This is a genomic window from Candidatus Methylopumilus planktonicus, assembly GCF_000981505.1.
Taxonomy (GTDB): domain Bacteria; phylum Pseudomonadota; class Gammaproteobacteria; order Burkholderiales; family Methylophilaceae; genus Methylopumilus; species Methylopumilus planktonicus.
This window is the reverse complement of the sequence record NZ_LN827929.1, coordinates 709,461-729,675: the sequence shown is the minus strand read 5'-3', so window position 1 is coordinate 729,675 and position 20,215 is coordinate 709,461. Positions and strand designations below refer to the sequence as shown.

At 36.4% G+C, this 20,215-nt stretch carries 24 protein-coding genes; 4 read left to right on the top strand and 20 right to left on the bottom strand.

Annotation, left to right across the window (positions count from 1 at the left end):
- The 14 genes from BN1208_RS03960 to BN1208_RS03895 all read right to left on the bottom strand — a co-directional run bounded on the left by BN1208_RS03960 (position 1) and on the right by BN1208_RS03895 (position 11,063).
- Complete coding sequence (locus tag BN1208_RS03960) at positions 1-765, bottom strand: MBL fold metallo-hydrolase (RefSeq protein ID WP_046489285.1); 765 nt, start codon at positions 763-765, stop codon at positions 1-3.
- Positions 756-1,538: a TatD family hydrolase gene (locus tag BN1208_RS03955; RefSeq protein ID WP_046488086.1), complete on the bottom strand. Its 783-nt coding sequence runs from the start codon at positions 1,536-1,538 to the stop codon at positions 756-758. Before BN1208_RS03955 ends, BN1208_RS03960 begins: the two co-directional genes overlap by 10 nt.
- On the bottom strand, positions 1,535-2,527 hold the full coding sequence (locus BN1208_RS03950) for a hypothetical protein (protein ID WP_046488085.1): 993 nt from the start codon (positions 2,525-2,527) through the stop codon (positions 1,535-1,537). The genes BN1208_RS03955 and BN1208_RS03950 overlap by 4 nt, the downstream gene beginning before the upstream one ends.
- The gene (gene tmk, locus BN1208_RS03945; protein ID WP_046488084.1) at positions 2,524-3,138 is read right to left on the bottom strand and encodes a dTMP kinase; all 615 of its coding nucleotides are present in this window, start codon (positions 3,136-3,138) and stop codon (positions 2,524-2,526) included. Before tmk ends, BN1208_RS03950 begins: the two co-directional genes overlap by 4 nt.
- On the bottom strand, positions 3,135-4,115 hold the full coding sequence (gene mltG, locus BN1208_RS03940) for an endolytic transglycosylase MltG (protein WP_046488082.1): 981 nt from the start codon (positions 4,113-4,115) through the stop codon (positions 3,135-3,137). The genes tmk and mltG overlap by 4 nt, the downstream gene beginning before the upstream one ends.
- Positions 4,112-4,927, bottom strand: a complete 816-nt coding sequence (pabC, locus tag BN1208_RS03935) for an aminodeoxychorismate lyase (RefSeq protein ID WP_046488080.1) — start codon at positions 4,925-4,927, stop codon at positions 4,112-4,114. Before pabC ends, mltG begins: the two co-directional genes overlap by 4 nt.
- Positions 4,928-4,990: 63 nt before the next feature.
- Positions 4,991-6,223 (bottom strand): beta-ketoacyl-ACP synthase II, encoded by a 1,233-nt coding sequence (gene fabF, locus BN1208_RS03930; protein WP_046488078.1) that lies wholly within the window; start codon positions 6,221-6,223, stop codon positions 4,991-4,993.
- Positions 6,224-6,273: 50 nt separating this feature from the next.
- Positions 6,274-6,510 carry an acyl carrier protein gene (gene acpP, locus BN1208_RS03925; protein ID WP_046488077.1) on the bottom strand — a complete coding sequence of 79 codons (237 nt, stop codon included), beginning with the start codon at positions 6,508-6,510 and terminating at the stop codon, positions 6,274-6,276.
- A 94-nt stretch (positions 6,511-6,604) separates the two neighbouring features.
- Positions 6,605-7,354 carry a 3-oxoacyl-ACP reductase FabG gene (fabG, locus tag BN1208_RS03920; RefSeq protein ID WP_046488075.1) on the bottom strand — a complete coding sequence of 250 codons (750 nt, stop codon included), beginning with the start codon at positions 7,352-7,354 and terminating at the stop codon, positions 6,605-6,607.
- An 18-nt stretch (positions 7,355-7,372) separates the two neighbouring features.
- Positions 7,373-8,302, bottom strand: coding sequence for an ACP S-malonyltransferase (gene fabD, locus BN1208_RS03915; protein WP_046488073.1), 930 nt, complete (start codon positions 8,300-8,302; stop codon positions 7,373-7,375).
- 36 nt (positions 8,303-8,338) lie between these two features.
- Positions 8,339-9,292 carry a beta-ketoacyl-ACP synthase III gene (locus BN1208_RS03910; RefSeq protein WP_046488072.1) on the bottom strand — a complete coding sequence of 318 codons (954 nt, stop codon included), beginning with the start codon at positions 9,290-9,292 and terminating at the stop codon, positions 8,339-8,341.
- A complete protein-coding gene (gene plsX / locus BN1208_RS03905) occupies positions 9,289-10,320 on the bottom strand; it encodes a phosphate acyltransferase PlsX (RefSeq protein WP_046488071.1) in 1,032 nt (343 codons plus the stop codon). The genes BN1208_RS03910 and plsX overlap by 4 nt, the downstream gene beginning before the upstream one ends.
- A 57-nt stretch (positions 10,321-10,377) precedes the next feature.
- Positions 10,378-10,557: a 50S ribosomal protein L32 gene (gene rpmF / locus BN1208_RS03900; RefSeq protein WP_046488070.1), complete on the bottom strand. Its 180-nt coding sequence runs from the start codon at positions 10,555-10,557 to the stop codon at positions 10,378-10,380.
- Between the two features lie 14 nt (positions 10,558-10,571).
- On the bottom strand, positions 10,572-11,063 hold the full coding sequence (locus BN1208_RS03895) for a YceD family protein (RefSeq protein WP_046488069.1): 492 nt from the start codon (positions 11,061-11,063) through the stop codon (positions 10,572-10,574).
- 111 nt (positions 11,064-11,174) lie between these two features.
- Here BN1208_RS03895 and BN1208_RS03890 point away from each other — a divergent pair, with 111 nt between their 5' ends.
- Genes BN1208_RS03890 through BN1208_RS03875 form a run of 4 tightly spaced genes read left to right on the top strand, consistent with a single transcriptional unit; the run spans position 11,175 to position 15,747 of the window.
- Positions 11,175-12,593 carry an acetyl-CoA carboxylase biotin carboxylase subunit gene (locus tag BN1208_RS03890; RefSeq protein ID WP_046488068.1) on the top strand — a complete coding sequence of 473 codons (1,419 nt, stop codon included), beginning with the start codon at positions 11,175-11,177 and terminating at the stop codon, positions 12,591-12,593.
- Positions 12,594-12,599: 6 nt separating this feature from the next.
- Positions 12,600-14,441 (top strand): sodium-extruding oxaloacetate decarboxylase subunit alpha, encoded by a 1,842-nt coding sequence (gene oadA, locus BN1208_RS03885; RefSeq protein ID WP_046488066.1) that lies wholly within the window; start codon positions 12,600-12,602, stop codon positions 14,439-14,441.
- An 11-nt stretch (positions 14,442-14,452) separates the two neighbouring features.
- Positions 14,453-15,031: a Maf family protein gene (locus tag BN1208_RS03880; protein ID WP_046488064.1), complete on the top strand. Its 579-nt coding sequence runs from the start codon at positions 14,453-14,455 to the stop codon at positions 15,029-15,031.
- Positions 15,028-15,747 (top strand): SAM-dependent methyltransferase, encoded by a 720-nt coding sequence (locus tag BN1208_RS03875; protein ID WP_046488063.1) that lies wholly within the window; start codon positions 15,028-15,030, stop codon positions 15,745-15,747. Before BN1208_RS03880 ends, BN1208_RS03875 begins: the two co-directional genes overlap by 4 nt.
- Here the strand turns inward: BN1208_RS03875 and rnhB are convergent.
- The 6 genes from rnhB to BN1208_RS03845 are packed head-to-tail and all read right to left on the bottom strand — an operon-like array spanning position 15,736 to position 20,214.
- Positions 15,736-16,311 (bottom strand): ribonuclease HII, encoded by a 576-nt coding sequence (gene rnhB, locus BN1208_RS03870; RefSeq protein WP_046488061.1) that lies wholly within the window; start codon positions 16,309-16,311, stop codon positions 15,736-15,738. The two genes, BN1208_RS03875 and rnhB, sit on opposite strands and share 12 nt — an antisense overlap.
- Positions 16,312-17,448 (bottom strand): lipid-A-disaccharide synthase, encoded by a 1,137-nt coding sequence (lpxB, locus tag BN1208_RS03865; protein WP_046488059.1) that lies wholly within the window; start codon positions 17,446-17,448, stop codon positions 16,312-16,314.
- A gap of 2 nt (positions 17,449-17,450) precedes the next feature.
- Positions 17,451-18,224, bottom strand: a complete 774-nt coding sequence (lpxA, locus tag BN1208_RS03860; protein ID WP_046488057.1) for an acyl-ACP--UDP-N-acetylglucosamine O-acyltransferase — start codon at positions 18,222-18,224, stop codon at positions 17,451-17,453.
- A gap of 20 nt (positions 18,225-18,244) precedes the next feature.
- Positions 18,245-18,706 (bottom strand): 3-hydroxyacyl-ACP dehydratase FabZ, encoded by a 462-nt coding sequence (fabZ, locus tag BN1208_RS03855; RefSeq protein WP_046489284.1) that lies wholly within the window; start codon positions 18,704-18,706, stop codon positions 18,245-18,247.
- 14 nt (positions 18,707-18,720) lie between these two features.
- A complete protein-coding gene (gene lpxD / locus BN1208_RS03850) occupies positions 18,721-19,698 on the bottom strand; it encodes a UDP-3-O-(3-hydroxymyristoyl)glucosamine N-acyltransferase (protein WP_046488055.1) in 978 nt (325 codons plus the stop codon).
- A 21-nt stretch (positions 19,699-19,719) separates the two neighbouring features.
- Entirely contained in the window at positions 19,720-20,214 is a 495-nt protein-coding gene (locus tag BN1208_RS03845; RefSeq protein ID WP_046488053.1) for an OmpH/Skp family outer membrane protein, read from the bottom strand.
- Position 20,215 lies beyond the last annotated feature (1 nt).

The following is a 20,215-nucleotide window of genomic DNA, read 5'->3' as shown; positions in this document are numbered from 1 at the left end:
TTAATTAATGGTGATTTTAAGCCCGTCATAACCTACATCGATATGATCAGGTAATTCTTTTTTTAGTGACTCGTATTCTAAATCATGTGTCATATGAATCAAATATGTTTTCTTTGCTTTTATTTGATTTGCAAACATCAAACTTTGTTCAAGATTGATATGTGTGTGATGCTCTTTTATGCGCAAACAATCAAGCAATAAGATATCTAGCCCCTCTAAAAGTTTCATTGAATTTTCAGGGATGTGAGATACGTCAGTCAAATAGGCTAAGTTACCTATCCGATACCCATATATTTCTAACTTTCCATGCATAACAGGAATTGGTACAACAAGCTCGTTAAAAAGACTGAATGGTTCTTGAATGGGCATAGCTTTTAATACTGGCATTTCCCAAAAACCCTTTGGCTCAATTAAAGCATAACCAAATTTTAAGGCAATGTGATCAAGTGCCTCTTTCTTTCCGAAAATAGGTATTTGTATTTTATGAAGTTGACAAAAAGCTCTCAAATCATCAATACCATGAAGATGATCAGCGTGCGTATGTGTATAAAGAACTGCATCAATTCTAGGAATAGATTCTCTTAATGATTGAAAGCGTAAGTCTGGGCTCGTATCAATAAGAATATGCTCTCCTGTTCCTAATTTAATAAGTGAGGAGCAGCGCGTACGTTTATTCTTGGGGTTAGTTGACATGCAAGTCTGGCAATTACATCCAACAACTGGCGTCCCAGCGCTAGAGCCGGCACCAAGAATAGTTAATTCGATGGGTTGCATTTTGAAAAAAGTCTGAAGAAATTATTTGTAGTAATTTGGCCTACCTCTTCTATTGAAATATTTTTTAATTTAGCTATTTCTTCTGCTACATAAATAACGTTGGATGGATCATTCATTTTTCCTCGGTAAGGTACAGGGGCTAAATATGGCGAATCAGTTTCGATAAGGATACGGTCAAGAGGAATAGATTTTACAACCTCCTTAAGTTCAAGTGCATTTTTGAATGTCACAATGCCTGAAAATGAAATATAAAAATTCAGCTTAATGGCTTCTAACGCCACATCAAGGGACTCTGTGAAGCAGTGCATAACGCCCCCTACTTTATCTGCACCCTCTTCTTTCATGATTTTCAGAGTATCTTCTGCCGCATTTCTTGTATGAATAATAAGGGGTAGATTTGATTGAACAGCAGCTTTGATATGTGTTCTAAAACGATCTCTTTGCCAAGTAAGATCACCTTGAACTCTAAAGTAATCTAAACCAGTTTCACCAATGGCTACCACTTTTCTCTCTTTAGCAAAATCGCATAATTCATCAATAGTAGGCTCTTGAATATTCTCGTAATCGGGATGAACGCCTACAGAAGCGAAAATATGTGGGTAGGTATTGGCAATTTTATAAATATCAGGAAATTTATCTAAGGTGACACTCACACATAAGGCATGCGTGACATTATTCAATGACATTTTAGAAAAAATATCATCTATATTTTGATAGAGTTCTGGAAAATTAATATGACAGTGAGAGTCTACAAAGTTTGTCATGATGGCTCAAAAATTTGTTTATATTTAATAAAAATATTTTGCAATTGTAGTTCCTGATTCACAGGGTGTGATGCAATCTTTTTTAATTCATTTAATTCGCTAGCAAATAAGAGCAAAGTATTTAAATTAATCTGCTTTGTTTGTGAGAAGATCTGCGCTTCTTGCCCTTTAAAATAGTGACTTTGCTGCGTATGAAAACTAAGCAATAAATCAAAAATCCATTTTTGAATCATATTTATTGTCCAATCCAGCCCTTGAGTCAGAATCGCATAATTAATTTTGGTGAAATCAATTTTATGACCCTGGGATAGTAGCTGTGTAATAACATTTCTCTCTGATTGATTTTCTAATTCTTTAATAGCGTTAAATGGTGAACCACCTGTAAATGAAAGCAAACTTTCTTCATGAGCTATTTTTTGTCTATCCAAAAATAGTTTAGCTTCATCAAATGAGGGACCTCGAAGGGCTAGTAATTGGCATCGACTTCGAATGGTAGCAATTAACTTCTGTGCTTGACTCGTTACGAGAATAAATAGAGTATTTTCTGGTGGCTCTTCCAAAATTTTAAGCAGCGCATTCGATGCAGCCTGATTAAGAGAATCTGCTGGCTCAATTAAAACAATACGCTTGCCTTTTTCTTGATGAGCTGAAAGTTCTAAATATTCTGAAAGCTCGCGGATTTGATTGATAACAATATTTTTTTTACGAATAGTTTTTCTTTTTGAAGGTTCATCATCTTCGCTTTCAATAGGGGCAATATGTTTAAAGTCTGGATGTGAATCTGGAAACCATTTGCAGCTTGAACATACCTCACACGGTAAATAACTGGAAAGCGCGTTTTGACATAAATAAGACCTTGCAAATGTGATCGCAAAATCATACTTTCCGATCCCTTCCTTGCCCTTAAAAATTATAGCATGGGGTAATTTTTCATTTCTATGAATAGCAGTCCAAGCATCATTAAACCAGGGGTAAATGGAATCCATCATAAGATAGTTTTTATAGCCTCAATGACATCGTGAGATACGGTTTCAATAGATTGATTAGCATTAATAATTTTATAGCGATTAGGATGCTGTCTTGCAAGGTCTAAGTAAACATTTCTAAGTCGATTAAAAAAAGCTTCACTTTCCTTTTCAAATTTATCAGGTGTTCTATTCTTTTTTAAGCGATCAATACTTATTTCGACAGGCAAATCAAATAGTAAAGTAAGATCAGCCTTAAGATCGGGATGAACCCAAGCTTCAAGTGTTTGAATTTTAGAGTACGCCACTTGTTTTCCACCATACTGATATGCATAAGTTGCATCAGTAAATCGATCAGACACTACAAATATACCTTCATCAAGATTTGGTTTGATAATTTCTGCGATGTGCTGTCTTCTAGCTGCGAACATAAGAAGTGTTTCTGTTTCTGGATCCATTTCATCATGAAGAAGTAATTCTCTCAACTTTTCTCCAAGTTTTGTTCCGCCAGGCTCTCTTGTTCTTTTTACTGAAATATTTTTCGACTCAAGGAAAGAGATAACTTCATCTATATGTGTGCTTTTTCCTGCGCCATCTACACCTTCAAATGTAATAAATTTACCTTTAATTGTCATTTGATCTGATACTTTCTAACAGCGCTATTATGCTCACTTAAATTGGTAGAGAAATAATGGCTACCATCACCCTTCCCTACAAAATAAAGTGCTTCTGTTTTGGTAGGATGCAGTGCAGCTCGAATGGAAATCAAACCTGGCATAGTAATAGGAGCTGGAGGTATTCCTTCTCTTGTATAAGTATTATAGGGTGTGTCTGCAAGTAAATCTTTTTTTGTAATATCCCCAGTAAATTTCTTACCAAGTCCATAAATGACCGTGGGGTCGCTTTGAAGCTTCATCTTGATACTTAATCGATGAATAAATACGCCTGAGATAAGATTGGCCTCTATAGATTTTCCCGTCTCTTTTTCAATGATAGATGCCATCGTCAGAGCTTCATAGCTATTTTTATAGGGAACCTCTTCTGCTCGACGGGCCCACTCATAATCCAATTTTTTTTGCATGGCTTTATAAGCCCTTTTTAAAATCTCAATGTCTGACGTATTTCTACTGAAATAATAGGTATCAGGAAAGAATTGCCCTTCAACTGACTCGTATGGAATACCAACGGCAGAAGCAATAGCTTTTGTATCATAAAGCTTCATTGTTTTTTTAATGTTATCGTTAGCTTTTATTTTATCTAACATCGAATTAAAGTCTTGTCCTTCAATAAACGTAATTGATCCTTCTGTTGCTCTTCCTTCTACAAATGATTTTAGCAACTGGTAAGGGGTAATATTTGGATTAAGATTGTAATTACCCGGCCTTAGTTTTGTAGATTGACCCAAAGCTTTAGAAAGGAGAACAAACCGCCATGGTTCATTAAGTATTTTTTCATCAACGAGTTGAAAGGCTATCGCTTTAAGACTGCTTCCAGGTTCAATTTCTATAGCTAAATCTGACTTATTGATATGAAGCGGTGTTACCAAAAAATGAATAATCCAAGCCAATAAAGGGATGAAAATAATCATTAATCGAATAAGCCATTTTTTCATGAATTTAAATTCTCGAGTAATTGATTAAATAGTGAGGCTGATTCTTGATGCTGCCAAGATCTATTTTTAATTTTTTTAACCTGCATTACTCCAAACAAACTATTTGTTATAAAGACCTCATCAGCTTCTAAAAGTTTATTTAAATTAAATGTAACTTCTTTTACTTTAAAACCTAACTGATCTGAAATTCGAATGACTAACCCTCTTGTGACGCCCTTGATGCCAACATGGCTAATTTTTGGGGTATAAATAATTTTACCGATGCGCATAAAGATATTGCTTGAAATACATTCAATGACGTGCCCATCGTGATCAAGGAGAATACCTTCAGCATACTGATCACTTGTCCACTCCTGCCTTGCCACAATATTCTCTAATCGATTTAGATGTTTAACACCAGAAAGAATAGAAGGATTAAGTTTATGCTTGCATACGAAGAGATTGACGCCAGACTTAAAGCTTGCCTTTGGGTAGCTTGGCATTTTAGTTTTAATTAAAAAACGGTTGTGTAGGATGTCCTTATTGAATTTATAACCTCGCTCACTAATACCTCTCGAGATAATAATTTTCCCTACTGCTTTTTTATTAGTTTTAAATAAAGAATGAATATCCGAAAGTAATTCTTTTTCTTTTGGGGGTTTGATTTTAATCGCAAGACAATCTTCAACTATTTTTTTATAGTGATATTTCCAGTGGCGAGGTTTTTTATTCTCAACCACAAAAGTTCTAAAAATACCATCGCCATATTGAAACGCACGATCAAAGGGACTTATATTCTTAAATTTACCGTTAATGAGGAATTGTTTTGACAAGTTAAACGGCCAGTTGTGAATTAAATAATGAGTTCATTTTGGATGTAACCCATTGATAAAAATCTATATCCTTTTAAATACAAGGCTTCCGTTAGTGCCGCCAAAGCCGAAGTTATTTTTGAGTGCAACCTCAATTTTCATTGGTCTTGCTTCATTGGCACAATAATCAAGATCACATTCAGGATCTTGGTTAAAAATATTAATAGTGGGTGGCGAAATCTGATTGTGAATAGCTAGCACAGTGAATATAGATTCAATACCGCCTGCCCCACCTAATAAATGGCCTGTCATTGACTTTGTAGAATTGACAACAAGCTTTTTTGCGTAATTTCCAAATGAAGCTTTAATAGCATTAGTTTCGTTCAGGTCGCCAAGAGGAGTCGAAGTGCCATGTGCATTAATGTATTGCACATTATCTGTATTCACATGTGCATTTTTCAATGCATTCATAATAGAGCGTCTTGGTCCGTCCATATTGGGTGCGGTAATATGATACGCATCAGCACTCATGCCATAGCCTGAAAGCTCTGCGTAAATTTTAGCGCCTCTTTGTTTTGCATGCTCATATTCCTCTAGCACCATGACTCCAGCGCCTTCGCCAATAACAAAACCATCACGATCCTTGTCCCATGGACGACTTGCTGTTTTTGGATCATCATTGCGTGAAGAAAGTGCTTTAGCTGAAGAAAATCCAGCAACTGATAGTTCGGTAATAGCAGACTCTGAACCACCAGCCAACATCACATCTGCGTCGCCATATTCAATTATGCGTGCTGCATCACCTATCGAATGAGTCCCTGTTGTACATGCAGTCACAATAGATACATTAGGACCTTTTAAATTAAGCATAATAGAAAGATTACCGGAGATCATATTGATAATCGTGCCTGGAATAAAAAATGGTGACACCTTTCGGACACCTCCTTCATCAAAAACTTCACCGGTAGCTTCAATCAAATTAATACCACCAATACCAGACCCAACTGATACGCCAATGCGCTCACTATTACTGTCATTAACTTCAATCCCAGAATCTTTAAATGCTTCTATGCCTGCTGCGATACCGAATTGAATAAAGGTATCCATACGTCTTGCATCTTTAGGAGGAATGTACGCAAGCGGGTCGAAATTTTTGACTTCACCTGCAACTTGCGAAGGAAATGATGAGCAGTCAAACTTGGTAATTTTACCTATGCCCGATTGGCCATTAATGATATTAGCCCAAGATTCTGCTACTCCTATACCAACAGGAGTAATCAAACCTAAACCGGTGACTACAACTCTTCTCTTCGACATGGATTAACCCAGCCCTTTCAATATTTAGAAAAGGTTAGATAACATAAGAATTATTTTAGATTTTTGTTGATATAATCAAAAGCTTGCTGAACAGTGGTAATCTTTTCAGCTTCTTCGTCAGGAATTTCACAATCAAACTCTTCTTCTAAAGCCATTACGAGTTCAACTGTATCAAGTGAATCAGCACCTAAATCATCTACAAATGATGATGTATTTTTTACATCAGCTTCTTTAGTGCCAAGTTGTTCTGCAACAATTTTTTTTACACGTTGTTCAATGTCAGACATCTAAAATACCCCTTTATTTATGAAATGACTCAAAAGTCATGCGTTATTTTAACAAATCTTGTTAAGAATTTTGTAATAAAGTTAAAAAAATAACTTAAATCATTAGCATTCCACCATTGACATGAAGTGTCTCACCTGTAATATAAGACGCTTCTTTTGAAGCTAAAAAGCATACCGCAGCGCCAATATCCTCAGGACTTCCTAGCCTTCCCAGTGGCACGTGATCAAGAAGTTGCTTTTTTTGTTCTTCAGACAATCCTTTTGTCATATCTGTATCGATAAACCCAGGAGCAACACAATTAACAGTTATACCTCGACTACCAATTTCTTTAGCTAAGGATTTTGTGAATCCAGTCACACCAGCTTTTGCGGCAGCATAATTTGTTTGACCTGCATTACCCATATGACCTACTACAGAAGTGATATTAATAATTCTACCGTAGCGACTTTTCATCATGCTGCGAATGAGGGCCTGACTCATACGGAAAATAGATTTTAAATTAGTCGACATGACATCATCCCACTCTTCTTCTTTCATGCGCATGAGTAACATGTCTTTCGTAATGCCGGCGTTATTCACAAGAATTGTAATATCCCCATGCTCTTTAATAATGCCATCTACCGTTTGTAAGATAGCTTCATTATTATTTACATCTAATTTAATACCCTTACCTAAAATATTTTGTTCTTTAAGGAATGTTGAAATTTTTTGAGCGCCATCTTCTGTTGTTGCTGTTCCAATCACGTAAGCTTTTTGTTTTCCTAAACTTAAAGCAATTGATTGCCCGATACCACGGCTAGCGCCTGTGACTAGTGCAACTTGATTTTCAAGATTAATAAACATAATTTTCCCTAGATAGTTTTACTGTATAAGTGCTTTAAATTCATCTATAGCCCCTTCATTGATAAGAGCAGCGCCTTTTAATTCAGCCGAGATACGCTTGGTGAGACCTGTAAGCACTTTACCTGGGCCGCATTCTGCAATATCACTAATTTTATTCAATGCTATTTTTTCGATAGTATCAACCCATCTTACTGGATGACAGAGTTGTTTTGAAAGCGCGTCTTTAATTTCATTTGCATCATGATGTTCCATGACATCCACATTATGGATTACAGGAATATTTGGCTTTTTAATTGTAATATTGGTTAAATATTCTTTTAATTCTTCAGAAGCTTTCTGCATAAGAGAGCAGTGAGAAGGAACGCTCACGGGAAGGAGAATAGCTCGCTTAGCGCCTTTTGTTTTTGCTATGTCAATAGCCCGCGCTACTGCTAAAATATTACCAGCAATCACAACCTGCCCTGGTGAGTTAAAATTGACTGCTTCGACCACTTCATTTTCTCGAGCTTCCTTGCATGTATCCATCACATCCGAGTCAGGCATACCTAGAATAGCAGCCATAGCACCCACACCGTCCGGAACAGCTTTTTGCATGATTTCTGCTCTATATTTAACAAGCATTAAAGCATCCTTAAATTCCATCGCATTTGAGGCAACAAGTGCGGTATATTCGCCCAAACTGTGCCCTGCTAGAAAACTTGGAAGGCGATCTGTTTTAGATTGCCAGACGCGCCATGTAGCTATGCCTGCTGTAAGAAGTATAGGTTGCGTATGAATTGTTTGATGTATTCCTTCATTAGGCTCAGTGGCCATTTTCCAAAAATCAACATTAAGAATTTGAGACGCTTCATTGAAGGTTGATCTAATCAATGGGTGGTCATTAAAATCTGCCATCATGCCGACAGCTTGAGAGCCTTGACCTGGAAAAATAAAAGAAAAATTATTCATAATTTACTTGATATATCATTCTTAACTATATGATTTTTAATACTTAATTAAAGCAGATCCCCAGGTAAATCCGCCACCAAAAGCCTCCATTAACAGTGTTTCCCCTCTTTTTATTTTATGCTCACGAATCGCTGTATCAAGAGCCAAGGGTATTGAAGCAGCTGAAGTATTACCATGCCTGTCGATAGTAACAATGACACGATCCATACTCATATTTAATTTTTTAGCAGTTGCTTCTAAAATTCTAATATTGGCTTGGTGGGGAACAAGCCAATCAATATCTGACTTATCTAATTGATTCATTTCAAGCGTTTCATCCACAATCGAATCTAATGTATTCACTGCTATTTTAAATACTTGATTACCTTGCATTTCAATAGTGGATTTACCCTTTTGATGAGATACGCCACTGGGGACATGGAGTAATTTTTCATATGAACCATCTGCATGAATGTGAGTAGATAAGATACCTGGCTGATCTGACGCTTCTAGAATAACAGCACCCCCACCATCACCCCAAAGAATAGCATTGCTTCGATCTGAATAGTCTGTAATGCGAGACATGGTGTCAGCACCAATCACTAACACACATTTTGCTGAACCTGTTTTAATGAATTTGTCTGCAACAGATAGCGCATATACAAAACCACTACATACCGCTTGTATATCAAATGCTGGGCATAAAGACAAACCAAGCTTGGTCTGAACGATGCAAGCTGTACTTGGAAATATTTTATCAGGGGTAGTTGTCGCGACAATAATGAGGTCAATTTTATTTGAATCAATACCAGAAGCTTCTATTGCTTGTTTAGATGCCTCTACCGCCAAATCGCTTGTATATTGATGCGCTGACACAATATGTCTTTCTTTAATACCTGTTCTTGTTGTAATCCATTCGTCCGTCGTCTCAAACATTTTTTCAAGATCAAGATTACTTAGTATTTTTTCGGGTAGGTAACTTCCTGTCCCCGTGATTTTTGAATAAATCATATATTTTCAGACGATGAAATATCCAAGGGTACTTCTAATTCAAGTTGTTTTTGTATGTTCTCTAATACATTATTCTTTGACTCTTCAATGGCTGTTCGAATAGCATAGTAAAAAGAATAACTATCAGCCCCACCATGGCTTTTAATTACAATACCTTTAAGACCTAAAAAGCTAGCGCCATTGTATCTTCTTGGATCAAGTCTTTTCTTGAATCGATTAAGTACAAGTAAAGAAACGAATGCCATGGATTTTGTAATCCAATTACGTTTAAATTCTTGCGTTAAAAATCGACCCATAAGCTGTGCAATACCTTCAGCAGATTTTAATGCAACATTGCCAACAAATCCATCACACACAACCACATCGGTTGTGCCTTTAAAAATATCATTACCTTCAACATTACCATAAAAATTAAGGTGACTTCGGCGTAGTAATTCACCCGCCTGTTTCACAACCTCATTACCTTTGATATCCTCTGAGCCAATATTAAGAAGTCCTATGGAAGGCTTTGGTTTCCCTGTTACAGAACTTACAAGCATGGCGCCCATCACCGCAAATTGTAATAAATTCTCAGCTGTACAGTCAGTATTCGCACCTAAGTCAAGCATGTAAGTAGTACCTTTTTGATTGGGTAAACTTGATGCAATGGCTGGTCTATCAATGCCCGGTAACATTTTTAATACATAACGGGCTGTGGCCATAAGGGCACCCGTATTCCCGGCGCTTATGCAAGCCTGGGCCTTTTCTTCCTTAATTAAATTAATGGCAACACGCATGGAAGAATCTTTTTTATTTTTTAAAGCACTTTGAGGGGATTCATCCATTTCAACCACTTCACTTGCATGCTGAATAGATAAACGGGTATTGGTATATTTATTTTTTTGGAGCTCTGTTTGAATAAGCTCTTTATCGCCAACTAAAATAATATGAAGTTGATCATATTTTGATAGCGCATTTATGGAGGCTGGGATAGTGACCGAGGGACCGTGATCCCCGCCCATTGCGTCAACTGCTAGGGTAATTGTCATTTGTTCTCTTAACGTTTAAGAGGAATGAAAGAAATAAATCAGAATAATTAAGAAGAACTATTCTGATTTATTCTGAATAACTTTTTTGCCTCTATAGTAGCCTGATGGGCTTACGTGATGACGTAGATGAACTTCGCCAGTAGTGGGTTCTAAAGCAAGTGGTGGATTAGATAAAAAATCGTGAGAACGATGCATTCCACGTTTTGATGGTGATTTTTTATTCTGCTGAACAGCCATAGCAACTCCTAAATTTAATTTTTATATAATTTTTGTTTTAAATCAGCAAACGGATGAGTGCGATCTAGCACGTCATCAGTTTTTTTATAGCGACACTTATCATTTTCATGTTTCGGTGCACCAGGCATGGAAAGTAAGATTTCGTCTTCAATAAGACTTAAAACATCCATCTTTGCACTGCCTTCAATTAAGTCGTAATCCGCATGATCGTCAACTTGAAAATCAGTTAACTGCGTTTCTTCTTTAATTAAAAATCCTGATTTTAAAAAAATCGTATGCTCTAATTTTTCTGAACATCTTTGGCAAATTAAATCAAATTTACCTTCAATGGATAGCTCTAAACAAGCTTCTCTATGTTTATTTTCGAAGCCTCTTAAAACAAAAGTAATTGAGTCTTCGAGATTTAAGCATAAATCTTGCAATCGCTTAAAATCAGAGAGGCGAATTATATCACGAATTTCTCTCGATTTTCTTGAAAAATCAATATTGTCTATATGCTGTTCCATCAATAGATTTCGGGTTAAAAGACATCATTATTATATAAGAAATGACATGCTATAATTTTCATAAATTAACCCTAATTTAGTGATTTTTCGCTAAAAACCTAAGGCTTTTCATTGTTTAAAAAAATACTCATAGCGAACCGTGGTGAAATAGCGGTAAGGCTTATTCGTGCCTGTTCTGAGCTCGATATCACCTCTGTAGCCATTTATTCAGATGCTGACCGTCATGCGCTTCACGTCAAAAAAGCTGATGAATCTTACAATGTAGGTGCAGACCCCCTTGCCGGCTATTTAAATGGACATAATATTGTGAATATTGCTGTAACTTCCGGATGTGATGCTATCCATCCAGGATATGGTTTTTTATCTGAAAATCCCGAATTAGCCGAGATATGCGCAAGGCGAGATATTAAATTTATTGGTCCCAATGCCGACATTATTCGTCAGATGGGAGACAAGATCCAAGCAAGAACGGCAATGATTGCAGCTTCAATTCCTGTCATTCCTGGGAGTGAAGGTAATATTGAGAGCCTTGATGAAGCTAAAAAGCTTGCCTCTTCTATTGGCTACCCTATCATGCTTAAAGCAACTAATGGCGGTGGTGGACGAGGTATTAGACGCTGTAATAATGAAAAAGAACTCATTCCTAATTATGATCGAGTGATTTCTGAGGCTACAAAAGCTTTTGGTAAGCCTGAGGTTTTTATTGAGAAATGTATCGTATCGCCGAAGCATATCGAGGTTCAAATTCTGGCTGACAGCTTCGGTAATGTGGTTCATCTTTTTGAAAGGGATTGTTCTATTCAAAGACGTAATCAGAAACTCATTGAAATCGCACCCTCTCCTCAACTTACAAATGCTCAAAGAAACTATGTGGGTGAGCTTGCAGTTAAAGCTGCAAAAGCTGTTAACTACGAAAATGCGGGCACCGTAGAATTTCTTTTAGATGCTGAAAATAACTTTTACTTTATGGAGATGAATACCCGTCTTCAAGTAGAACATACCATAACTGAATCAATTACTGGTATTGATATTGTTCAAGAGCAAATAAGAATTGCGTTTGGATTATCATTACAATACAAACAAAAAGAAATTCAGTTTCGAGGCTTTGCGATTGAATATCGTATTAATGCGGAAGATCCAAAGTATGACTTCATGCCATCCTTTGGAAAAATTACGCGTTATTATGCACCTGGCGGACCCGGCGTTAGAATTGATGCTTCGATATACACTGGCTATGTCATTCCCCCTTATTACGACTCTATGTGCGCAAAGTTGACTGTATGGGCGTTAAACTGGGAAAGTGCAATGCAACGAGGCAAGAGAGCTCTCAATGATATTGTTGTATTTGGAGTTAAAACAACAATCCCTTATTATTTAGAAATTATGAACAATAGAGAATTTAAAAAAGCAAATTTTAATACGAGTTTTGTGGACGACCATCCGGAGCTTATAAATTATCAAAGTCAATTTCCTCCTGAGTTAATGGCTGCAGCTATTTCTGCAGCGATTGCAGCCCATGAAGGTATTTAAATAGCTATGAAAAAAATACATATTACCGAGTTAGTTTTAAGAGATGGGCATCAATGTCAAATTGCGACCAGACTTCGTACTGAAGATATGCTTCCTATATGTCCACAATTAGATTCACTTGGCTTTTGGTCAATTGAAGCATGGGGTGGAGCTACATTCGATGCATGTGTAAGATTTTTAAAAGAGGATCCGTGGGAACGTTTAAAACTTCTAAGAAAAGCTCTCCCAAACTCTCGAATACAAATGTTACTTCGTGGCCAGAACTTGTTAGGCTATCGCCATTATTCAGACGATGTTGTTGAGGCGTTTGTCAAACAATCAGCCAATAATGGTGTCGACGTTTTCAGAATTTTTGATGCCATGAATGATGTCAGAAATCTTACAACATCAATTAAAGCAGTTAAAAAATATAAAAAACATGCAGAAGGTACATTAAGCTATACAACAAGCCCTGTAAATGACATCCCTTATTTCGTGAGTCTTGCAAAAGAAATGGAAAGTTACGGATGTGACACAATCGCTATTAAAGATATGGCAGGTCTTTTAACGCCTTCAGCCACTAAAGAGCTTGTGACATCTTTAAAAAAAACAATCTCATTACCTATTCACGTCCATTCTCACTCAACTTCAGGATTGGCTAGTATCAATCTTTTAACTGCAGTGGAAAATGGTGCAGACATTATTGATACATGTAATTCAAGCTTTGCAGAAGGTGCGAGCCATCCGTCGACAGAATCTATTATTGCTGCCTTAGAGGATTTGGGCTACAAAACAGATATTGATATTAAAAAAGTTGAAGAAATTAGCGAGCAGCTAAAGGTTGTTAGAAAAAAGTATTGGCAATTCGAATCTGATTACACTGGTGTAGATACACGTGTCTTAAGTAATCAAGTGCCTGGTGGCATGATTTCTAATTTATCTAATCAGCTGAAAGAGCAAGGTGCTCTTGATCGCATGAACGAAGTGCTTCTTGAAATTCCCAGAGTTCGTGAAGATTTAGGTTACCCGCCGCTTGTGACACCGACTTCCCAAATTGTAGGCACACAAGCAGTTCTTAATGTTTTAACAGGCGCCAGATATAAATCAATTACCAATGAGGTAAAAAGTTATTTTATGGGTGAGTATGGCAAGGCCCCAGGCAAAGTGAATCAAAAAATTCAAATGATGGCCATCGGTGAAAAAAAACCACTGACATCAAGACCTGCCGATCTTTTGGAGCCTGAACTAGCAAAACTTAAAATTGAAGCAGAACAGATTACAAAATCGGATGAGGATATTTTAACGTACGCCATGTTTCCTGATGTTGCTAAGATTTTCTTGCAGGAGAGAAATGCAGGAAGAATTCAACCCGAACCACTACTTCCAAAAGACAATGTATTTTCATCGGCTCAAAAATACGCACCTAGTGAATTTAACGTAACCCTTCATGGTGAAACATTTCATATTAAATTAACAGGTTCAGGCTATACCGGAGAGTCAAAACGTCCATTTTATGTTTCCGTTGATGGCATTTCGGAAGAGGTGTTAGTGGAAACTTTACATGAAGTTGAAGTCGCAAAAGGAAAAAATTTTTCAAAAAAACTTGCGCAGGACAATACCAAGTTAGTTAAACCTAGACCCAATCATGACGGATGCATTACAACTGCCATGCCAGGCACTATTATTGACGTGAAGGTTAAAATTGGTGACAGGGTTGAAGCTGGGGATAGCGTTATTGTGATTGAAGCCATGAAAATGGAGAATGAAATTCAATCCACGACTTCGGGTATTATTGTCGCGATTCATGTTGCAAAAGGTGATGCGGTATCACCCGATGAAACTTTATTAGAAATTCAACCTGAATCTTAAAGAAACAACGCATGATAAAAATTGTATTAGCATCATCTTCCCCCTATCGAAGGGAATTACTATCGCGCTTTAATTTGCCTTTTGATGTAGTCAATCCAGACATTGATGAATCGCCTCGTTTAAATGAAACTGCAAAAGAAATTTCAGTAAGACTTGCAAGAGAAAAAGCTGTGCATGTGGCACCTCACTATGGCAATTCATTAATTATTGGCTCTGATACAACCGCAGAGTGCGAAGGTCGTATTATTGAAAAACCAATGATTCACTCGCAAGCCGTCTCGCAACTTAAATTTTTAAGTGGTAACCTAGTTAAATTTTATACATCACTTTGTGTATTAAATACAGAAACTCAAGCATTGCAGGAATGTGTAGTGGATTTTGAAGTCAAGTATAAAGTACTAACTGAAAAAAGAATTGAATCATATTTACTCAAAGAACAGCCCTATAACTGTGTCGGAAGTGTCAAATCCGAGGGTTTAGGCATTATTTTACTTGAATATATCAAGGGTGAAGACCCTACCGCACTCATTGGCTTACCTCTCATGAAACTTAGCGAAATGCTTCAAAAAGAAGGTGTGACCTTTGAATGAGAGAGAAAGTCACAGGTCATTTGTATCTCATCCCAGTACCTATCGATCAGAATGACAACACATCAATTCTTTTATCAAAGGACAAAAACATTGTTGAGCACTTAAATTATTTTGTTGTGGAAAATGAAAAAACAGCACGATTTCACTTAGGCGCTCTTAATCTTCATAAGCCGATTAATCAATTACATTTTGAAGTAATAGATCAAACCAAAACCCAAGAAGACATCACCAGTTATTTAACACCACTTTTAGAAGGTTTCGATATCGGGCTGCTTTCAGAATCAGGTTGTCCAGCAATAGCCGATCCTGGTTCTAAGATGGTTGCCTTGGCGCATCAAAAAAATATTAGGGTCATACCTATGACAGGGCCCTCTTCAATCATTTTAGCGCTTATGGCATCAGGTCTTAATGGGCAGCAATTTAAATTTCACGGTTACCTTCCTTTAGAGAAAGAAGACAGAATAAAAAAAATTATTGCAATTGAAAATGAATCGAGCAAATATCACGAAACTCAGATTTTTATTGAAACACCCTACAGAAACCAGCATATTTTTAATGATTTGATAAGTAAACTGCAAGACAAAACAAAACTTTGTATTGCATTAGACATGTCATCAGAAAATGAATTTATTTTGACGAAAAAAATAGCCGATTGGAAAAAAGAAGTGACGCCAGATTTAAAAAATAAGCCCTGTGTATTTTTACTACAAGGCTAACATTTCTTTTATAGGTGAGAAACTTTTGCGATGATACTCACAAGGGCCTTCAGATTTAATCATTTCTATATGTAATTTTGTTGGGTAACCTTTATGCTTCTTGAATTGATAGCCAGGATAAATCTTATCAATCTCTATCATTTTAAGATCTCGTTCTGTTTTTGCAATAATTGAAGCGGCCGAAATTTCAGCAACTTTATCGTCACCTTTGACAATCGCCTCACCTGGAAAATCTACTTGAGGGCAGAATAACCCATCTACCATGACTTTAATTGATCTATAGCCATCTAAACCTTCAATGGCTCTTTTCATAGCCAATAATGTTGCTTGGTGGATATTAATTTCATCAATTTCTGAGGCACTGCATATACCCACAGACCAAGCTAAAGCATTTTTCTTTATATGTACTGCAAGAGAATATCTTTTAGATTCTGATAGTTTTTTAGAGTCACGCAAACCTTCGGTATCAAAATCAGGACCTAAAATGACTGCAGCAGCATAAACTGGACCTGCCAAAGGACCTCTGCCCGCTTCATCTACACCACAAATTAAATTTACCTGCATTTATTTAATAAATTTTAAAATAATTTTATTCAAGCGGTATGATGTATTTTGCTTTAGCTGGTGATGTATTTTTGTAAATTGAATTAAAAGATTTTTTCTATAAGATGCATCTTTTAAAATTTCAACAGCTTTTGAAGTGATATTTTCTGGTGTAGCGTCATTTTGCAAAAGCTCAGGTACAAAAAATTTATTAAGAAGAATGTTTGGGAGGCTTACATATGGCAAATATCTCATACGTTTAAGAATTTGCCAGCTGATAGATGACATTTTATAAATGACTATCATAGGCTTTTTATAAAGCGCAGTTTCAAGAGTTGCAGTTCCAGATGCCACAATTACAAGATCAGCTGCATTAATTGCATCTGAGCTATGACCAATAAGAAGCTGGATATCTAATTCTGCATGCGTATTTTTAAATAAAGCTCTCGAAAAAATATTATATGTTTCTCTCGTAGGCAGTGGTACCAAAAATTTCACATCTCGTATTTTTTTTGAGAGTTCAATCGCTGAGTCAATAAGGAGTTGCGCATGCCATTTCACTTCCCCTTGCCTACTTCCAGGCAAAAGAGCTATGACTTTAGTAGCTTTAATAATTTTAAGTTTATTCTGCGCTTTCTTCTTATTTGGATGAAGTGGAATCATCTCAGCAAGCGGGTGCCCAACAAAAGTCGCTTCAATATGAGCCTTTGCATAAATTTTTTTCTCAAAGGGAAATATTGTAAGCATATGATCTATTGATTTTTTAATCTTTCCAAGCCTATCCCCCCTCCATGCCCATATAGATGGACTGACGTAATGAATCACAGGAATACCTTTTTTCTTTAGCTGTCTTTCCATCCAAAAATTAAAGTCGGGGGCATCAACACCAATAAATAAATCTGGTTTCGCATCGAGAATTTTTTTAAAAAGATTTTTTCTTAATTTTAAGAGGTGAAATAACTTTTTGAAGGCTTCAAAATAACCTCTTACTGAAAGCTCTTCCATCGGAAAATATGAGAACGCCCCTTCTTTAATCATTTTTGGTCCGGCGACACCTATAAACATAAGATCAGAACGGGTTGATTTTAACGACTTAATTAAGTGACTTCCTAGCAAGTCTCCGGAAGATTCTCCGGCAACTATGGCAATCGTTTTCATAATTAACGGATAATACCGCGGGTAGATTTAGCAATAAAGTCGATATAAAGATTGAGAGCCTCAGTATCCTTACTTAGTAATTTAATTTTTTCTTGAGACTCATTTAGAGAAAGGCCTTGGCGATATAAAATCTTATAAGCTTCCTTGATTTTTGTAATAATCTTTGGATCGAAGCCTCTTCTTTTCAATCCTTCTGCATTAATACCATTTGGCTTTGCATCATAGCCAGCTGCTATAACGTAAGGTGGAATGTCCTTAAAGACCACCGTGTTGACAGCTGTAATAATATGGCTGCCAATCTTACAAAACTGATGTACAAGAGTAAAACCTCCTAAAATTGCATAATCATCAATTGATACGTGACCAGCAAGGGATGTATTATTTGCAAGTATGATTTGATTTTTAATATTGCAATCATGGGCAATGTGAACATACGCCATAATCCAATTATCATTACCTATTTTTGTTATTCCCTGATCTTGGGCCGTGCCTCGATTGAAAGTACAGAACTCTCTAATCGTATTATTATTGCCAATTTCTAGGAATGTTTTTTCTTGATTGTATTTTTTATCTTGCGGTGCTTCGCCGATAGAGCTGTAGTGGTAGATGTGATTATTTTTTCCAATTGTAGTATTCCCAGTTATAGTCACATGATTTCCAATGACTGAGCCCGCTCCAATTTTTACATCTCCATCAATAATAGAATACGGCCCAATATTAACGCTGGAATCTAAACTAGCTTTGGAACTAACGATTGCGGTAGGATGAATCAAAATAGTATTACAACTCTATAAATTTATTTTTTTTCGATAGGCTTTAGAATACACATCATGCTAGCTTCAGCAACAATTTCATCGTTAACCTTAGCGACTGCAATATATTTCCATATACCTTTTAAAACGCGATCTATTTTTACATGGATAATAAGTTGATCACCAGGGGAAACTGGTTTTTTGAACCGAGCACTATCTATTCCAGCAAAGTAATAAACTGAATCATCTGATGGTTTTGTATCCATCGTCTTAAAAGATAAAATTGCTGCAGCTTGCGCCATTGCCTCTACGATTAAAACGCCAGGCATCACAGGATAGTATGGGAAGTGGCCTGGGAAAAATGGTTCATTAATTGAAACATTTTTGATGGCGAAAATTTCTTTCCCGAGCTCCATTGAAATTACTCTATCAATAAGCACAAAAGGATATCTGTGGGGTAAGTGATTTAAAATTTCATGAATGTCCATTGCAGTATTTTCAGCCATCTTTACTATTCCCATTATTTTAATCTTCTAATTTTTGCTGCAGTTTTAAGCCATGCTTCATGGTTTTGGAAAGGCATAAGTGCAGTATAAGTTCCGGAAGTTTTGATTGATCTTGTAATCATTGAGCCTGGTGAGATAGTCACATCATCTGTAATTGATAAGTGTCCTAAGATCATCGCAGCTCCCCCAATAGCACAATTTTTCCCGATTTTAGCACTGCCTGCAATACCGACACATCCTGCAATAATCGTATTTTCACCAATCATACAGTTGTGTCCAATCTGCACTAAATTATCAATTTTAACGCCGCTAGAGATAATAGTATCATCTAAAGCACCTCGATCTATGGTTGAATTTGAGCCAATATCAACGTTATCGCCTAAAATCACTCTTCCTATTTGAGGAATAGCTAACCACTTGCTATCGCCTTTTGCGTAACCAAAACCATCTGAGCCAATCACGCAGCCAGCATAAATGGTACAATTTTTACCAATAACTGTATTCGCCTTTATGACAACATGAGGATGAATAACTGAAGCTTTGCCAATTACACTGTCAGCCTCAATCATAGAACCCGCATGAATAACAACATCATCATCAATAGAAACATTTTCATCAATAACAACATTGGGGCCAATATATATATCCTGACCCAATTTGCAACTCGGATGAATGATTGCAGACTTATGAACTTCTTTTTTTAAGGATTTGCTAGGATTCAGTAACTGAGATACTTTTGCAAAATACAAATATGGATTATCTATAACTATGGAGGTGCCTGAACGATCAGGAAGATCATCTCTATCAATTATAACAACTGCTGCTTTTGTGGTTTTTAATAAATCTTTGTATCTTGGATTATTAAAAAAAGAAATTGAATTTTTATGGGCTGTCTCAAGAGAGGCAACGGAGTTAATAAGTATGTTTGAATCACCTATTAACTCGCCACCTAATTTTTTTACTAGATCACCAGATGTGATTGTATGGCCCATAAGAACAATTTAGGCCAGCTATTATTTTTTACCTAATGATTTTAGGATCTTATCGGTCATATCAATGCTTGGACTTGCATAAGCTACACCACTATAAACCACAAGATCATAATTCTCCGCTTTAGATACTGCGGTCACAGCTTTATTGATTTGGTCTTGAAGACCACCAAGCTCTTCATTTCGTCTAATATTAATATCTTCTTTGAGTTCTCGTTCTGTGCGTTGAACATCTACTCTGAATTGCGCTAATCCTTTTTCACGAGTCGCACGCTCAGATTCTTTCATAGTTAAAACATCTTTTGAAAATGCAGATTCTTTTTCTTTTAATGTTTTGATATCTGCCTTGAGTTTATCTGTCCGCGAACTAAATTCTTTTTCTAATTTTTTGTTACTCTCAATCGTTTGTGGCGCTTCTTGTAAGATTTTATCGACCTGAACAAATCCTACTTTAAGGTCAGCATACGCACTTAAACTTATAAGAAACAAACTTGCAAAAGCTAAAAATTTAAATTTCAAT

Excerpts from the sequence above, each read along its gene's own strand:
- plsX (WP_046488071.1), bottom strand. The coding sequence starts at position 10,320 with ATGACAATTACCCTAGCAGTTGACGCAATGGGCGGGGATCACGGTCCC.
- lpxB (WP_046488059.1), bottom strand. The coding sequence starts at position 17,448 with ATGAAAACGATTGCCATAGTTGCCGGAGAATCTTCCGGAGACTTGCTA.
- BN1208_RS03895 (WP_046488069.1), bottom strand. The coding sequence starts at position 11,063 with ATGGAACAGCATATAGACAATATTGATTTTTCAAGAAAATCGAGAGAA.
- BN1208_RS03910 (WP_046488072.1), bottom strand. The coding sequence starts at position 9,292 with ATGATTTATTCAAAAATCACGGGGACAGGAAGTTACCTACCCGAAAAA.
- oadA (WP_046488066.1), top strand. The coding sequence starts at position 12,600 with ATGAAAAAAATACATATTACCGAGTTAGTTTTAAGAGATGGGCATCAA.
- BN1208_RS03950 (WP_046488085.1), bottom strand. The coding sequence starts at position 2,527 with ATGATGGATTCCATTTACCCCTGGTTTAATGATGCTTGGACTGCTATT.
- fabG (WP_046488075.1), bottom strand. The coding sequence starts at position 7,354 with ATGTTTATTAATCTTGAAAATCAAGTTGCACTAGTCACAGGCGCTAGC.
- tmk (WP_046488084.1), bottom strand. The coding sequence starts at position 3,138 with ATGACAATTAAAGGTAAATTTATTACATTTGAAGGTGTAGATGGCGCA.
- mltG (WP_046488082.1), bottom strand. The coding sequence starts at position 4,115 with ATGAAAAAATGGCTTATTCGATTAATGATTATTTTCATCCCTTTATTG.
- BN1208_RS03955 (WP_046488086.1), bottom strand. The coding sequence starts at position 1,538 with ATGACAAACTTTGTAGACTCTCACTGTCATATTAATTTTCCAGAACTC.
- BN1208_RS03880 (WP_046488064.1), top strand. The coding sequence starts at position 14,453 with ATGATAAAAATTGTATTAGCATCATCTTCCCCCTATCGAAGGGAATTA.
- acpP (WP_046488077.1), bottom strand. The coding sequence starts at position 6,510 with ATGTCTGACATTGAACAACGTGTAAAAAAAATTGTTGCAGAACAACTT.
- rpmF (WP_046488070.1), bottom strand. The coding sequence starts at position 10,557 with ATGGCTGTTCAGCAGAATAAAAAATCACCATCAAAACGTGGAATGCAT.
- BN1208_RS03875 (WP_046488063.1), top strand. The coding sequence starts at position 15,028 with ATGAGAGAGAAAGTCACAGGTCATTTGTATCTCATCCCAGTACCTATC.
- rnhB (WP_046488061.1), bottom strand. The coding sequence starts at position 16,311 with ATGCAGGTAAATTTAATTTGTGGTGTAGATGAAGCGGGCAGAGGTCCT.
- fabD (WP_046488073.1), bottom strand. The coding sequence starts at position 8,302 with ATGAATAATTTTTCTTTTATTTTTCCAGGTCAAGGCTCTCAAGCTGTC.
- lpxD (WP_046488055.1), bottom strand. The coding sequence starts at position 19,698 with ATGGGCCATACAATCACATCTGGTGATCTAGTAAAAAAATTAGGTGGC.
- fabF (WP_046488078.1), bottom strand. The coding sequence starts at position 6,223 with ATGTCGAAGAGAAGAGTTGTAGTCACCGGTTTAGGTTTGATTACTCCT.
- fabZ (WP_046489284.1), bottom strand. The coding sequence starts at position 18,706 with ATGGCTGAAAATACTGCAATGGACATTCATGAAATTTTAAATCACTTA.